The organism is Bartonella florencae (assembly GCF_000312525.1).
In the GTDB taxonomy this organism is placed as follows: domain Bacteria; phylum Pseudomonadota; class Alphaproteobacteria; order Rhizobiales; family Rhizobiaceae; genus Bartonella; species Bartonella florencae.
Genome location: NZ_HE997452.1, coordinates 84,377 through 99,562, shown reverse-complemented (window position 1 = coordinate 99,562; position 15,186 = coordinate 84,377). Strand labels below are relative to the sequence as shown.

At 41.8% G+C, this 15,186-nt stretch carries 14 protein-coding genes and 2 tRNA genes; 12 read left to right on the top strand and 4 right to left on the bottom strand.

Annotated elements, in window-relative coordinates; genetic code table 11:
* The first annotated feature begins 81 nt into the window (after window positions 1-81).
* The 8 genes from BN202_RS03225 (at window position 82) to BN202_RS03190 (ending at window position 7,451) form a co-directional block, all read left to right on the top strand.
* A complete protein-coding gene (locus BN202_RS03225) occupies window positions 82-1,371 on the top strand; it encodes a phage tail sheath C-terminal domain-containing protein (RefSeq protein ID WP_034987395.1) in 1,290 nt (429 codons plus the stop codon).
* The gene (locus BN202_RS03220; RefSeq protein ID WP_019219094.1) at window positions 1,368-1,886 is read left to right on the top strand and encodes a phage major tail tube protein; all 519 of its coding nucleotides are present in this window, start codon (window positions 1,368-1,370) and stop codon (window positions 1,884-1,886) included. Before BN202_RS03225 ends, BN202_RS03220 begins: the two co-directional genes overlap by 4 nt.
* A gap of 9 nt (window positions 1,887-1,895) precedes the next feature.
* Window positions 1,896-2,309 (top strand): hypothetical protein, encoded by a 414-nt coding sequence (locus BN202_RS03215; protein ID WP_019219093.1) that lies wholly within the window; start codon window positions 1,896-1,898, stop codon window positions 2,307-2,309.
* Window positions 2,310-2,440: 131 nt separating this feature from the next.
* On the top strand, window positions 2,441-4,783 hold the full coding sequence (locus tag BN202_RS03210; RefSeq protein ID WP_019219092.1) for a phage tail tape measure protein: 2,343 nt from the start codon (window positions 2,441-2,443) through the stop codon (window positions 4,781-4,783).
* Window positions 4,784-4,796: 13 nt separating this feature from the next.
* The gene (locus tag BN202_RS03205; RefSeq protein WP_019219091.1) at window positions 4,797-5,252 is read left to right on the top strand and encodes a phage tail protein; all 456 of its coding nucleotides are present in this window, start codon (window positions 4,797-4,799) and stop codon (window positions 5,250-5,252) included.
* On the top strand, window positions 5,249-5,503 hold the full coding sequence (locus tag BN202_RS03200) for a tail protein X (protein WP_019219090.1): 255 nt from the start codon (window positions 5,249-5,251) through the stop codon (window positions 5,501-5,503). The genes BN202_RS03205 and BN202_RS03200 overlap by 4 nt, the downstream gene beginning before the upstream one ends.
* Window positions 5,503-6,486, top strand: a complete 984-nt coding sequence (locus tag BN202_RS03195) for a phage late control D family protein (RefSeq protein ID WP_019219089.1) — start codon at window positions 5,503-5,505, stop codon at window positions 6,484-6,486. Before BN202_RS03200 ends, BN202_RS03195 begins: the two co-directional genes overlap by 1 nt.
* A gap of 143 nt (window positions 6,487-6,629) precedes the next feature.
* Window positions 6,630-7,451 (top strand): DNA adenine methylase, encoded by an 822-nt coding sequence (locus BN202_RS03190; protein WP_034987393.1) that lies wholly within the window; start codon window positions 6,630-6,632, stop codon window positions 7,449-7,451.
* Between the two features lie 163 nt (window positions 7,452-7,614).
* Here the strand turns inward: BN202_RS03190 and BN202_RS03185 are convergent.
* Window positions 7,615-7,704: transfer RNA gene (locus tag BN202_RS03185), tRNA-Ser, on the bottom strand.
* A gap of 308 nt (window positions 7,705-8,012) precedes the next feature.
* Between BN202_RS03185 and rplU the strand changes: the two genes are divergently transcribed.
* The 4 genes from rplU (at window position 8,013) to BN202_RS03155 (ending at window position 13,157) form a co-directional block, all read left to right on the top strand.
* On the top strand, window positions 8,013-8,498 hold the full coding sequence (rplU, locus tag BN202_RS03180) for a 50S ribosomal protein L21 (RefSeq protein ID WP_019219087.1): 486 nt from the start codon (window positions 8,013-8,015) through the stop codon (window positions 8,496-8,498).
* A 12-nt stretch (window positions 8,499-8,510) separates the two neighbouring features.
* Window positions 8,511-8,780: a 50S ribosomal protein L27 gene (gene rpmA / locus BN202_RS03175; RefSeq protein ID WP_019219086.1), complete on the top strand. Its 270-nt coding sequence runs from the start codon at window positions 8,511-8,513 to the stop codon at window positions 8,778-8,780.
* A 1,381-nt stretch (window positions 8,781-10,161) separates the two neighbouring features.
* Window positions 10,162-12,693, top strand: coding sequence for a phosphoenolpyruvate--protein phosphotransferase (ptsP, locus tag BN202_RS03165; RefSeq protein ID WP_019219084.1), 2,532 nt, complete (start codon window positions 10,162-10,164; stop codon window positions 12,691-12,693).
* 374 nt (window positions 12,694-13,067) lie between these two features.
* Window positions 13,068-13,157: transfer RNA gene (locus tag BN202_RS03155), tRNA-Ser, on the top strand.
* A 76-nt stretch (window positions 13,158-13,233) separates the two neighbouring features.
* Here the strand turns inward: BN202_RS03155 and BN202_RS03150 are convergent.
* From BN202_RS03150 to BN202_RS03140, 3 genes are all read right to left on the bottom strand, one after another.
* Window positions 13,234-14,277 (bottom strand): tyrosine-type recombinase/integrase, encoded by a 1,044-nt coding sequence (locus tag BN202_RS03150; RefSeq protein WP_019219082.1) that lies wholly within the window; start codon window positions 14,275-14,277, stop codon window positions 13,234-13,236.
* Between the two features lies 1 nt (window position 14,278).
* A complete protein-coding gene (locus tag BN202_RS03145) occupies window positions 14,279-14,527 on the bottom strand; it encodes a hypothetical protein (protein WP_019219081.1) in 249 nt (82 codons plus the stop codon).
* Window positions 14,528-14,660: 133 nt separating this feature from the next.
* Window positions 14,661-15,125, bottom strand: a complete 465-nt coding sequence (locus BN202_RS03140) for a DUF488 domain-containing protein (RefSeq protein WP_019219080.1) — start codon at window positions 15,123-15,125, stop codon at window positions 14,661-14,663.
* Window positions 15,126-15,186 lie beyond the last annotated feature (61 nt).

Here is a 15,186-nt window from a genome sequence, read left to right as displayed (position 1 = left end):
GGGCTTTTTTTGACTGACACTGTCAGTCTTATGGAGCATGGTGATGCTTGTTATTGTCTCTTCATTGATTTGGAGAGCAAAATGGCAACAGAATTTAATCATGGTATTCGCCTCATTGAGGATGGTCAAGCTTCTCGCCCCTTAGAGATGTTTAGTCAAACCGCCCTTGGGGCGGTTGTTACAGCCCCTGATGCGGATGCACAGACCTATCCCCTCAACGAGCCCGTGTTGGTCTTTACCCATGAGACAGAGAAAATCCAAAAGCTTGGGAAAAAAGGCACAGCCCTTGATGTTATCAACGCCGTGCGTGCGCAAGGAATTGAGGCACAAGTGATCTTCGTGCGGGTGGAGGAAAAATCTACCATTGCTGAAACACAAACTGAAATGGTGGGGTCAAGTGTTGCTTTAACCGGTGTTCATGCGCTAAAACATGCTAGAGGGCATTTAGGTGTGGAACTTGGAATTCTCTTAGCGCCAGCTTATAGTGCAGGGCGCCTTGATAATGCTAAAAATCCACTAGCAGATGCTCTAGAACAGGTTGCTGAAAAGCTACAAGCCATTGCGGTGTTCGATACGGGGGGCAAAAATACGGAAGAAAGCCTTGCCTTTCGCGCAGATTTCTCCTCACGCTTTTGTTATCTGATTGATCCCTTTGTGCGGGTAGCAAATAGTGAGGGGGGTTGGAGTGTTAAACCAGCAAGTCCTTTTGCAGCCGCCATGTTTATCAAACGGGACAAACAAAGGGGGGGTGTTTTTTGGTCTCCCTCTAACCAAGATGTGCATGGTATTTTAGGTACAGCGCGCCCCATTAGCTATTTTGATGGGGAAATTGATCATGAGGCTAATCGTCTCAATCAAGCTGATATTGCCACCTTTATTCCCGCCCGCCTTAGCCAAAATGCCCAAGGTCAATTGGCTGCCAATGGGCGCATTTTATGGGGCAATCACACCACCTCGAGTGATCCACTCTGGCGTTTTGTCAATGTGGTACGCACCCGCGCAGCCTTGGAAAAAACCATCATTAATAATTTGCGCCCTTGGGCGAATGACGAAAACCTGACCGGTCAACATGTCATTGCCATTACCCGCAGCCTTACACAGTTTCTTGATGATATGATTGCCCGTGGTGCGCTTTTAGGAGGACGTGTCTGGTTTGACCGTGATTTGAATTCAAACAGCAATTTGCAATTGGGAAAATTGCGGGTGGAATTTGATGCAGAAGAAGTGCCCCCTCTCGAAGATTTAAGCTTTGGAAGCCGGCGCAATGGTGCTTATTTTGATCGGCTCTCTGAAGATATCCAAAATAAAATGACCCATACTTTTGGCGATACGCTTGAGGGTTATCGCAAGGCAGCAAGGAGTGATGTATGACTTTAAGAATTGTTCGTGGTTTTACCCTGATTGTTGATGATGATGTCAATCTCCATCTTGATCTTGAGACACTCAAACTTCCCACGTTGGAAGAAATCACCGAAACCTATCAACCAGGGGGCTCTGACATGCAAATTGATGTGAGTGGTCTTGGTGTGAAAGCTTTAACCTTGCAAATGAAAATTCACAGCCACACTCCAGAAATCATTGGTATCTTCGGTGGTCCTCCTGGTCTTCGTCATAAATTTACCGGCAAAAAACATGTGGTGTCTGAAGAAGATGGACGCGAGCATGAACATTCCATTGATGTTACAGGGCGCTTGGTCAAAGTCGATAGCGAAAGCTTAACAGCTGGAAAAGCCACAGGCTATGATTGCGAGATTAAAAATATTTGGGATTACACAGAATTTTGGGATGGCTCTGTTTTGCATCGCTTTTCCTTTAAACGGGGCGGTTGGCTTGTGCGCAATGGACAAGATATCGGTGGGCGCCGTCGCTCTATTCTCAATTTATAGGAATTGATCATGACAAGTTTACAAACAAGTGTTGCTGTGGAATTGCAGGTTCCCCTTGTTTATCAAGACAAGGATGGCAAAGAATCAACACGGCAAAAATTGATCTTTTATCGCCCAAATTTCAAGCAAGCACGCCAATTAGCTGTGTTGATTGGACCACAGCTGGCAAAGTTACTTTTGCCCGCTGTAGAAGAAGATAAAATACCTTTGAGCAATGATATTCTTATTTCCAAACTTTGTGAGGCTTTATTTACCCATGAAGCCATGGAAGGAATCGCCGCGCTTCTGGCAGAGATGTCTCATGAATCTGTTGAACTGATTAATCGTCTTGATATTGTTGATCTTATGGCCGTATTTAAGGTTTTTTTTGCTTTTTTTCCCAAACACCAATCCCCTATGCCGGACAATTTGGAGCCGAACTAGCCCTTTATTACCACTGGTCGGCTCTAGAGATCAATCAGATGGATTGGCTGGAAGTGATTGCCTATCGCGAAGAATTAGTGCGCTTGAAACAACAAGAATATGAAAGCCAAATGTTAGGATAAAATACGCTCATGGATGTTTCCCTTGTTGTGCGTTTTGTGAATCATCTCCAAGAGGGGATCGCCTCTGCCAAGCGAGACTTAAGAGCCTTTAGCCTCGATATTGCGCATTTCCAAAACCAAACACGAAAGCATTTTAAAGGGTGGTTTGACCCTGAACATCTAAAGCAAGCCACAGCAAATGCAGAAAGTGCTTATATTCATGCGCGTGGGCGCATGGTGGGGGCTGTTGCTCAAACGGCAACCTTAATTGCCCCGCTCTATAAAGCCATGCAATTTGACCAATCGATGAAGGGCTTAGAGAAGGTTCTCGATGCCCCTCTTGATCGTTTAAAAGAATTGCGTCGTTTTGCCCTTGAAACCTCAACAAAGATTCCTCTCGCCGCTCGTGAAGTTTTAGAACTGATGACCAGTGCCAGCCAAGCAGGGATTGGTGAACAAGATCTCGAGGCTTTTAGTATTTATGCCGCCAAAGCCGCGGTCGCCTTTGATATGAGCGGAGATCAAATTGGTGAGCGCTTTGCCAAATTGCGCAATGTCTTTAAGCTTAATCAAGCAGGCATCGAAGATTTAGGCGATGCCATCAACCATCTTTCCAACCACATGGCGGCAAAGGCGAGTGAAGTCTCTGACTTTACCAATCGGGCGACCGGTGCGGCCACCATGTTTAAACTCACAGCCCGCGAAACGGCAGCATTTGGGACGGCGATGATTTCTGCTGGAATTGTTCCAGAGAGTGCAGCACGTGGTTTTAATGCCATGAGTGCGCGCATACAAGCAGGGGGTAAACATATTGAAGATGCTTTTACCAATATTGGTCTCTCTCGCCAAAAATTTATGGAAGATTTGGAGAAAGATGCCACCGGTACTTTGGTGCGTTTTTTTGATGTCTTGGGCAAATCCGAACAGGGGATGCGTTCACTGATTGCCATTGCAGGACGCGACTTTACTGGGGATTTTGCCAAACTGGTGGGTAACCCCGAACTGTTAGGGCAAGCCTTAAAGTTTGTTGAAGACCCAAAAGTCTTTAAAGACTCTGTCGAACAAGAGGCAGATAAACAAGCAACCGGTGCCATGCGGCAATTTGAACTGTTGCAAAACCGCATTGTGGCTTTAGGGGTTACCATTGGTGAAGTCTTGTTGCCCCATGTGAACAGTTTAATGGCGAGTGTTGGTGGTTTTTTAAACGTGCTGATGGCATGGGCTAATGAGCATCCTGTTTTAACCGGTGTGATCATCAAAACCATTGCCGCTCTGATGGCTTTTAATATTGCTTTGCGGGTTGTGCGTTTTACTTTTGCCGGAACCCGCCTTGGGATCCTGCAATTGATTGCCTCTTTTATCAAGATGAGGGCTGTGAGCGGTGCGCTAAAGGCAAGTTGGCGCGGGCTTTTGGCTTCAGGGCGCTCACTGGGCTTGCTCACCGCAGGACTTGGGGCACGTTCACTGCGACTTTTACGCCCCATGACCTTATTGATGGGTGCTTTGCGAGGGATTGCTGTTTCAGGGGCGGCTTTTGCGAGCAGCTTTGGTTGGATAGGAACCGTGATCGAAGTGATTGCTGCTGGCATAGCCTCTGTTGTTGGGGCTGTATTTACCCCAATCGGTGCTCTGATTGCTGCTGTTGTAGCTGTTATCCTCGCTGCTGGTTTTACTTTGTGGAAATATTGGGACCGCTTTTCTTCTTTTATAAATGGCTTTGCACGGGGGATAGCACACGCTTTTGGTCGTGCCTTTGAAGCCGTCATGCGTTTTTTTGGTGCTGATACCAGCACCATCACACGTTGGAAAAACATCATTGCTGCTGCTTTTGATCTCTCTTCCCATTGGCAAAAGTTCAAACAAGGGCTTAGCGCTGTTGGCAGGTGGTTTGGCAACGTGTGGGAGGGGTTTAAACAAAGCCTTTCCAACTTTTGGAGCTGGTTGGGAAGTTTTTTTGCCCGCGAAAAGCTCTCGGAGAGTGCCAAGGCTGGTATGGAACAAGCCGGAGAAGATTTAGCGAGTTGGATTGTCGATGGCTTTATGGGGACCATCACAGGCTTGATGGATTTTTTTAAATCTTTGCCCAGTCGCATAAAGGGCTGGATTGGGTCGATTGATTTATCCGACCTGTTTCATTTGCCAAGTTGGCTTGGGGGCAAAACAACCATTCAACCCATAGCACAATTTGCAGGTCATTCTCATGCCAATCACTTGGTCTTAGAGCAAAGAGAGAAAGACCGCTCTGCCATCACCCACAATCAAAATGTCACGGTGCATGTCAATGGCGCGCGTGATCCCATGGCGACCGGTTATGCGGTTCGCCATGCATTGCAACGGGCAGGGGCCAATGCCTTGCACGGTGGAACAGAATGAGGGGGAATAGACCATGCAAGATCCTTTGCTGATGTTAGGACCGCATCAATTTTATGTGGACTGGCTGAACTTCCAATCTTTTGAAGAGGAATTCTCTGCCTCATGGGTTTGCCTAGAGCGTTTTGGCAGGTCCCCTGGTTTGCAATTTACTGGTTATGGCAATGATCCCAAGACCATCCACGGGGTATTATTTCCAGAAGAGTTTGGTGACCGAGTTGCCATTGATGCCATCACCAGAACCATACGTGCGGCTCAACCCGTTCAGATGATCCGTTGGATGAGTGATGATAGCTACAGTGCCTTAATGCTTGGATGTGTGGTGATTACCAGTGTCACGAAAGACCATGACTATATTAGCCGCTCTGGTCAATCGGGGCGTATTCGCTATTCCATTAGCCTGTTGCCGTTTTTTGATGGGGGAAAACCACAAGGTCAATATCAAGTGGGACAAGAGGAGGATAGCCCATGAAGATCCCCGCAAAACAGCTTGTGGTCGAACTTGAGGATATGAGTTTAGACCTCATTTGTTATCATCATGCCTTGTCTGTTTTAGGAGATCGGAGGCAAGCGGGTTTACTGAAAGGTTATTTAGAAGCCACCCTGGAGGCTAATCCAGAGATTGCTGGGTATGATACTTTTTTGCCGCGGGGCTTAAAGGTTCTTTTGCCTGAATTTATTTCCCAAGAAAAAAACAGCGTGGTCAAACGGCTATGGGATTAATGCGCACACATCCCTTTATTGAGGTAAGGGTGGGAGATAAGCTTGTTCATGAGGTTTTTTACCAACGTCTTTTAACGGCAACTATCACAGACAATGCGGGGAATGAAGCCGATAGCTTTGAAGCAGAGTTTGATGATAGCGGCAATGATTTAGAGATTCCCTCCAGCAACAGTGCACTCCATGTCACCTTTGGTTATCAAGACAGCATTCGTGCCTTTATGGGGCGTTTTGTTGTGGAATCGGTGATCAGTTGTGGGGGAAGTGATGGAGAGATTTTGCGCCTTTGTGGCAAAAGCGCCTCGATGCGTGCGGAGATCAAAGAACAGGACAGCGAACATTTTGACCATAAAACCATTGCTGAGATTGTTGAGAGCTTTGCCAAACGTCATGGTTATCAAGCAAAGGTCAGTCCACAGTTTACCAAACAAACCTTGCCTTATGTGGTGCGCACCGATCAATCGGCGATTGATTTTTTAACCCGGCTTGCTGATCGGATGCAGGCGCGTTTTTTGATCAAAGACAATACGTTTTTATTTTTAAGTGGGGACAATCTCCCCCTCCAGACCATTCATCAACAGGAATGTTCCCATTGGGAATTTAGTCTCGAGCCGCGTACCCAATACGGCATGATAGAAGCACGGTATTTTGATCGCGCAAAAGGGCAACAACACGCCGTCAAACATCACACAGGGTATACGGGGCCCATTCGCCGTCTGCGGACGTGTTATCCTTGTGAGCAAGAAGCACAAGCTGCCGCTGCTTCTGAGTCGGATAGGCTTTGTCGAGCCATGGGCAGCGGTTCTTTAAGCCTTGAGGGGCGCCCTGAAATCATGGCGGATCAACCTCTTTTATTGCAAGGGTTTCGAGGCGAAATCAATGGTCCATGGCATGCTGCTACCGTGATCCATCGCTATGAAAAGCAAAGCGGATACACCACAGAAATAACTTTTGAGGCACCAAATCAAGGAGAGGAACAAAAATAGAGGCTGGGCTGGTCACCCAGCCAACGGGAGAAAGTTTTGCGAACACACCCGTCCGATGCGACTTAACTTAACATCGCAGCCACTTCTTATCACTTAAAGCAATGAGAAGACGGCTAATATAGATGAAAGAGTGTTAAAAAATGATGGACATACTTTACAAAGAAAAATTAAAATCTGTTAAACCCATCTCGCCAGCTGCTGCTTATATTGGTGGCAAAATCAAGTTAGCCAAAACCATTATCAAAATCATTGAGGGCATTCCTCATCGTACTTATGCTGAACCTTTTGTTGGCATGGGAGGAATATTCTTTAGGAGAAAATTGATTCCCTTATATGAAGTTATCAATGATCGCTCCGGGGATGTGGTGAATTTTTTTCGGGTGTTGCAACGCCATTATCACCCTTTTATGGATCTGTTGCAGTTCCAGATTAGCAGCCGTGAGCTGTTTCAACGTTTTACTTCACAAGATCCAAGCACCCTTACGGATTTAGAACGGGCTTTGCGGTTTTTATATCTCCAGCGATTAAGTTTCGCTGGTCAGGTGGCTAAGCGTACATTTGGAGTTGATCCTAACCGTGGAGCAAGGTTTAATTCTTTGAAACTTGAGGACTTATTAAAGCTTATTTACCGCCGTTTAGCGGGTGTTACCATTGAACATTTAGATTGGTCTGATTTTATTGTGCGTTATGACCGGCCAAATACTTTGTTTTATCTTGATCCACCTTATTTTGGTGTTGAGGATTATTATGGCAAGGACTTGTTTAAGCGGGAGGATTACCAGACGATGTCTATGCTGCTTGCACAACTAAAGGGAAAGTTTCTTCTCTCTCTCAATGATGTGCCAGAAATCCGAAAAACCTTTAGCCAATTCCATATAAAAGAGGTGAGAACAATTTATTCCTGTAATTTGTCAAATAATGCGATTCCGGCAAAGGAACTGATCATTAGCAATTGCGATATTTAGGAGAAAAGAAAAAGATTCATTAAAGAGTCTTTAAACAACCTTTGAAAGGACTTTGAAGACCCTTTGAGAACCCCTTAAAAATCATGTGAAGCAAAATAAATTGGTACAAAACCTGGTGGCAAAATATACAAAACCTAGTGGCAAGCTACAAAAGATCTATTATTGGCGGAGAGAGAGGGATTTGAACCCCCGATAGAGTTACCCCTATGCCGCATTTCGAGTGCGGTGCTTTCAACCACTCAGCCATCTCTCCATATATGACATCAAAGTGCAATAAAACTTCATATTATCGAAGCATATGGAGGGTAGATAACCTTCAATTGCTTTTAGTACAACCATTTTTTGCTTTTTTATGTGCCTTTATTGACAGAGAATGGAAATTCCGTCATATATGTGAAATGCAAGCGTGGAGAAATCTGCGCATATTTGCGTTTTCGAGGGTATTTTATTCTCCTCTTAAAATCTATTACGACTGATAAAAAGCAGCCTATTTTCTCTCTTTGACAAGGTAGAAATCAACTGAGGGTTAAATAAGAGCTGGTGTGAACGAAAGGATAAAAAATGTTCGCAGTCATTAAAACTGGTGGTAAGCAATACCGCGTTGTTGCTAACCAAGTGGTGAGAATCGAAAAAATTATTGGCAATGCCGGTGATGTTGTTGAATTCAATAATGTATTGATTGTGGGGCAAGAGGGTAATGCAATTATTGGTGCACCTGTTATTGCCGATGCTTTAGTTACGGCTGAAATTATAGAGCAAACCCGTGGGCGTAAGGTTATTGCATTTAAGAAGCGCCGTCGTCAAAATTCGAAACGCACACGTGGTCATCGCCAAGAACTGACGACACTTCGTATTTTAGAAGTTTTGATGGGTGGTGCAAAGCCTAAAAAAGCAGCGACAAAGCCAATTAAAGAAAAAGAAGAAGCCACTGCATTAAAAGAGAAAAAAAAGGAAACAAAAGCACCTGCTTCTGTTAAAAAAGCAGCTGAAAAAGAGACTGTGCCGCAGAAAAAAGCGGCTGTAGCATCAAAGAATAAAAAAGATTAAAGGAGAACGTCCGTGGCACATAAAAAAGCTGGTGGTTCCTCGCGTAATGGTCGCGATTCAGAATCGAAACGTCTTGGCGTTAAAAAATTTGGTGGTGAAGCCGTTATCGCTGGAAATATTATTATTCGCCAGCGTGGTACGCGCTGGCATCCTGGTGATAATGTCGGTATAGGAAAAGATCATACCCTTTTTGCTCTATCAAACGGTGTGGTTTCTTTTCAAAGAAAAGCAAATAACCGTTCTTATGTCTCGGTTATTCCTAGGGTAGAGACAGTGAAGTAGGTTATGACCTTTTCTGCTTAAGCTGGTACTTCATTGGAATTCGGTTGTGAAATTATAAATCTTTAAAAGGAAAGATAGCATTCTATCTTTCCTTTTTTGTATTGATATAGAGATGTCCAGAAGGTTGAAAAGGCGGAATTTGGGCAATTATTTTTCTCAAAGAACTGAAAAAGTTGTGCTATATTTTGTTCGTACTAAAGACAGTGATATGATGATGGAATTTATCAATAAACTATTATATGATGGTGGTGGGGAAAGCTTTTTCTTTTTATTATATGCGAAAAAGCACGGAACAATTTATATTTTAAAAAAGCAATTCATTTTCGAAGAATTTTAAGAGAAAGTTGATAGGAATATTGGCACGATAATTTTGGTAAAGTTGAAGCAACTGGTAGGTGTTTATGATATTTGTAATCTTCTTAAACGATTATGGGATGAGTGAAGTTATCCGTTTTGAGAGAGAAGAAAGAGTAAAAGACTGTACAAAGTGTTGATCAAAGTTACTTTATGAAGTGAAATGCGTTGAGGTGGGACAATAAATCTAGGGTGGAGCTACACTTAAGAGAATTGAGTGTAAAGCAATTGGAATGGCAGGCGTATAATTAGCGCTATCAAGATTAGTTTTTCTGATTATTTAAGCATTGTGAAAATGAACTCTATAAATACAAGAGCAAAGCTTAGTTTAAGATAAAAGCACTTTCCATTTTAGAACTGTAATTGTCTTGTTTGTTAAAATACTTAAAAATTAAGATTATCTATGGAGATTGGCTTGATTTAACTGGTGAGGATGTTGTTTTAAGGGTGAGTATTTCGCGGATGTGCAAATAAAGGGCATTGTAGAGTTGTGATATCATTTGAGAAAGAAAAGTATACAGTGTGGTCAAGGTTATGTCTTGAGAGTTTTATATTTTGGCGTATTTAATTATGCGCAATCTTAAAGAGGTGGGTTGCATAGAATAATTTGTAATCATGTAACGTATAATGAGTTAAGGGCGGGTCACTCAATTTGGGAGAGGCCGCTGAAATTATAGATAGTTGGGGTTTTCTATTTCTGTGCGAAATATAACAAGTTGTGTCAAATAGCTTGGGAGGGGGAATGTTTTTAAAAATAGTTTTTCAGCTGGTTTTCTACATAAAAATGGGAGCAATTTATTTTTATGAAGTAAGAACAGGAGTCAAGTTTTTCTACGATAGTTTAAGCAATTTAGGGGATAGTATCATCCAATCGTTAGACGGATCATATTAAAATGTTTGAACGTCTCACGTGGTTATATTTCCTAAAATAGAGTTAATTCACAGTGTTTTTTATATTTTGGAAAATATGGTTTTGAAACGAAATTGATCAGAACATCCATATTCGAACATGAGGCAATGTAAATTCATGATAAAATGTGAGGAAGCAGAGGCAATAAATACAGATTTTAATGAGAGTGAAATCTTATCTATAAAATCTGTACAACTTGCAGCGACTTTTGATCATAAAAATGATGCTATTCATGCTGCTGCTGAGTTACTTATGCAGGTTGGAGCCGTTGATCAATGTTATCTAGAAAGCATGCTCAAGCGTGAAGCAATAACAAATACTTGGTTTGGAAATGGTATAGCAATTCCCCATGGAATGTTTGAAAATAGAGATTTGGTTATTAGGGAGGCTGTTGCTGTTATACAGATTCCTAGAGGGGTTGAATGGCGTGATGGAAATAAAGCGCGTTTGGTTATCGCCATTGCAGCTTGTCCAGATCGCTATAAAGAGATTTGCAAACAATTGACGGATCTCTTATTTGATAAAGAACGGCTTGAAGCACTTTTAACAACTGCCGATAAACAACAAATTGTTAAAACTCTTTTGAGTCAGGACATGGAAATAGGAAAGGCTTTTATAGGAGACCTTTCAGTGTGTCAGGAATGGACTTTGGATTATCCAAGCGGTCTTCATGCGCGACCAGCTTCTCTTTGGGTTGACTTTGCAAAAAAGGTGCAAAGCTCTATCAGAGTTCGCCATGGTCAATATGTCGTTGAAATGAAGAATTTGGTCGGATTATTACAATTAGGAGCAAAAAACGGTGATGTTCTGATTTTTTCAACGGATGCAGCAGAAGGTATGCAACTTCTTAAGGATGCCATTTCTGTTGTAGAAAAAGTAAGCATAAGTGAAAAATGTGCAATGAGAGAAATGGAAACGCAAACGAAAGCTTTTCATGGTTGGTATCCGCGTTTTAGACAAAAAAGCATTTCTGGTATTGGAGCAAGTTCAGGGTTAGCTTTTGGCAAGATTTTTATTTTAAGACAAAATGATGTTTCCATAATGGACCAGCCAATAGGTTTCGCGGCTGGTACAGCGTGTCTTGAAAATGCTCTTATAAAAACGAAACATAAAATGGCATCCGTAATTGCTGATATCACAGCACGTATGGGAGCTGATGCAGCAGCAATTTTTTCTGCGCAAATGGGTTTGCTTGAAGATGAAAATCTGATAGCTCAAACTTGTCGCTTTATAGCAGAAGGCCATGGTGTCGCTTGGTCTTGGGATAGAGCAGTTCGGCAATTTGTCGATATGTTTTCTAAGGTTGATAATCCTTTATTAGCAGCGCGTGCTGTTAATTTAATTGATGTTGGTCGTCGTGTTTTAGGAGAAATTAATCCATCATATAGATCATTCTTTTTAAATGATATTCCGCGTGATGTTATTCTTGTTACAGATGATCTCTCTCCCTCTGATGTAGCACAGCTTGATTGTACAAAGGTACAAGGGTTAGCAACGGTATGGGGAGGGCCACTTTCTCATACGGCTATTTTGGCGCGTACTCTTGGGATTCCAATGGTTGTAGCTACAGGGGTGGATATTTTAGCAGTTGGATGTTATGTTCAGGCTATTATTGATGGCGATAATGGGCTTATTTATCTTGATCCTACTCCTGAGGATATTGAAGATGCGCAAAGGCAGATGAGTCTAGTTACACGAAAGCGTGAAAATGAGATACGTGAGTATAGGTTGCCAGTGCAGACGACAGATGGTCAAAGAATTCGTATCATGGCGAATGTAAACTATGCAAATCAGGTTCCTGTTGCACTCAATTTGGGAGCTGAAGGTGTTGGTCTCATGCGTACAGAATTTTTGTTTTTAGATAGTCCACATATTCCAGATGAAGAAGCACAATTTGATGTGTACCGTGCGATGATTGCAGCTGTAGGCGATAAGCCACTCATTATTCGTGCACTTGATATTGGTGGGGATAAACAGGTTACACATTTACATCTATCTAAAGAAGACAATCCCTTTTTAGGTGTTCGCGGAACGCGGCTTTTGCTACGTCGGCGTGATCTTTTGGTTCCTCAGTTACGTGCTCTGTATCGAGCTGCAAAAGAGGGTGGGGATCTCTGGATTCTATTTCCAATGGTCATGTCTGTGTCAGAGATTTTTGCTATAAAAAAGATTACAGAGGAAATTCAGAGCGATATTGGTGCTCCAAAATTAAAGCTTGGTATTATGATTGAAGTGCCTGCAGCAGCTATTATGGCAGATGTATTGGGTGCTTATGTCGATTTTTTCTCAATTGGAACCAACGATTTAATGCAGTATACCATGGCTGTTGATCGACAAAATCCCTATCTTGTATCTGAAGCGGATAGTCTTGATCCAGCGGTTTTGCGTATGATTTATCAGACTATTCAAGGTGCAGCAAAACATGAATGTTGGGTTAGTGTATGTGGTGGGATGGCTGCCGATCCTTTTGCTGCGATGATTTTGACGGGGCTGGGGATTCATGAACTTTCCATGATATCCAGTGATATTTCTTCCGTAAAAGCGTGTTTACAGGCACATAGTTTTGAGGATATGAAAATTTTAGCAAAAAAAGCATTACAATGTGAAACTGCAAGCGCTGTACGTGCTCTTGGTAATGATATAAGGTGATTTAATATAGCTTTAAAGGGAGGAGAATTTCTGCAATCTAGCAGTTTAGTTAAGAAATCACCTCACAAATTATTTTTGTTGGAATGAAGTTATTGCGCCCTATGCTTTAATATTGAGGGGTAAAGGTTTAGTGATGATGTATAATGCTTTACTTGAGAAAAACATGGGCAGCATAATCACTTTGAAAAAAGCATTTTCTTCAGAGAGCAGGTATAGTTGTGATTTCAAAAAATTTGCTGCTTTAAAAAAGAGGGTAGAGTTGTTATTCAATAACTATCACATTTTATTTTTATGGATAAAATCATTTTTTGAATTTTGAATGTAGAGTTTAGACTTGCACGTTATTTCTTTCTGGGTATAGTGTGCAAACCTCTGGAGAGGTGGCCGAGTGGTTGAAGGCGCACGCCTGGAACGCGTGTATATGGGAAACCATATCGAGGGTTCGAATCCCTCTCTCTCCGCCATTTATCGTAAAATCAATGGGTTATATAAAAGTTAGGGAATTTTTGTTTCATTGATTCTTTTTACTTATTCTTCTCTCTATCCCGAACTTTTTTGTAGCTTTTTAATAGCTTCTATTGCTAGGCGTTTACGATCTGCGCTCTTGGTGTAAAGAGATGCCATTTGATCTTCTGTCCAGCCAAAAAGCGCTTTCATTTGTGAAACTGTAGCACCAGCATTGGCAGCACGTGTTGCTGCTAATTTTCTCAAACCGTGGGCTGATTTTTTAACTCCTGCTTGATTACACGCTTCACGAAACAAGTTGCCAAAACTTTCTTTGACGAGCTTCTTTCCATTTTTTCCGCAAATGAATGTTTCATTACCTATGGGACCAATTTTAAGAGTTTCTGAAAGTTCTGGCAAAATCGGAAGAAAAACATCTGTTTTAAATTGGCTCTTTTCTGTTTTGAGATGAATAATATTATCTTTGACATCTTTCCAGCCAATGCGAACGGCGTCACCACGGCGCAATCCCGTATAAAGAAGAACATCAATCCATACGCGTTCATGGGTACCATGTGACCAATGCTGATAATATTTCTCAACATCTTCTTCTAACCATGGTGCCAATCCTTCAGTGTTAAGAGATTTGGGGGCTTTGATATTAAAGGCGGGGTTTCTGTTTAAAAGAGCATTATCAACCGCCCAATTGAAAAGACCATTTAAAGAAGTCAAAAAATGTTTTGCTGCTGCGGGTGTTGCGCGTCTTCTTTCTACAGCATCAAGGATATGGTGTCTTTCTATACTTTTATAGGCGCGATCACCAATATGTTTAGAAACATTATTCAGAATCCTATATTTGACCTTTTTTGTTGATTCTGATTGATTATGCCATTGCATGCTTTGTAAATATTGGTGCAATAACCAATCAAATGACCCTTCGGTAAGCTTAGTGCGTTTCATTGACTTAGAAGAACCATTTTGCGCTTCTTTAAGAGCAAGCGTATAATTGTCAACAAACTCTTGTGTTCCATAGGTTCCTTCAATCCGAAACCGTGGACCATGACCGATACGTACATACCATATGATTTTACCATGGCGTGTACGTTCACGAACAAGATATGGTGGACGACGTTTTGGCATTTTAGAACTCTATGCCGTCAACAGAACGGCAAGATTTGTTAGTAGTGTATTCTTGTTGTTCGTTTTCAAGCGGTGGAAAATCTTTAACGCTATAAGCATTATTCCTTGCTGTTGGCTCTATGGTTTTATTGATATGAATTAATAACTCTCCAGTTGGTTTGATTTCTACAACTTCTGCTCCTTGCTTTTTTGCTTCTTTTAAAGCGCGTGCGATGGCTGGTCGTGTTATAGTAGGTGGGCGGTGCGCCATATTTTTTCTCCTTACATTTAAGATGCAATTTACCCGTGTTGTGAATCACGAATTGATTGAAAGTTGTTAGGAAAGGTTGGAGATAGAGAGGTGTTATAGAACACCTTCATTTTTTAAAGTTGCAAGTTATTTGTTAGATGTGTTTAATTTCATATTTCCAATCTTTGAGTTGTGTCAGAGCCTTGGTAATTTCTCCCCTATGACACATGCACACATCAGATTCAAAACAAGTGATAGCAACACGTTTTTTGTCTAAAAAAAGCTGGTATAATTTTTCTATTGCATGAAGATTATCCCTAAGAGTTGTATTTTGGTAATCTTCAAAAAGATGTTCATAATCTTTTCGTGTTTTCAGTTTGCGTCTTTTTTCAGAGGCAATTCCAAGTTCAGGGAAGTGTATATATTCAATGCCAATGTTGTTTACAGCTTTCTCTAATTGCCTTTTTGAAAAACCATGTTTTCTACTTATGGGATTTTTACGAACATCACACAAAGCTTTGATATTGTTTTCTATAAGACAATTCAGATAATGGTCTAGTGATTTTCCTTCATAACCAATGGTAAAAAAACAAGGCTTCTCATTTTTGGTATTACACATGTTTAATTTCCTTATATGGGCGGGGGGCTAGGGAATATGCAAGAACAAAGCCCTTCATAAG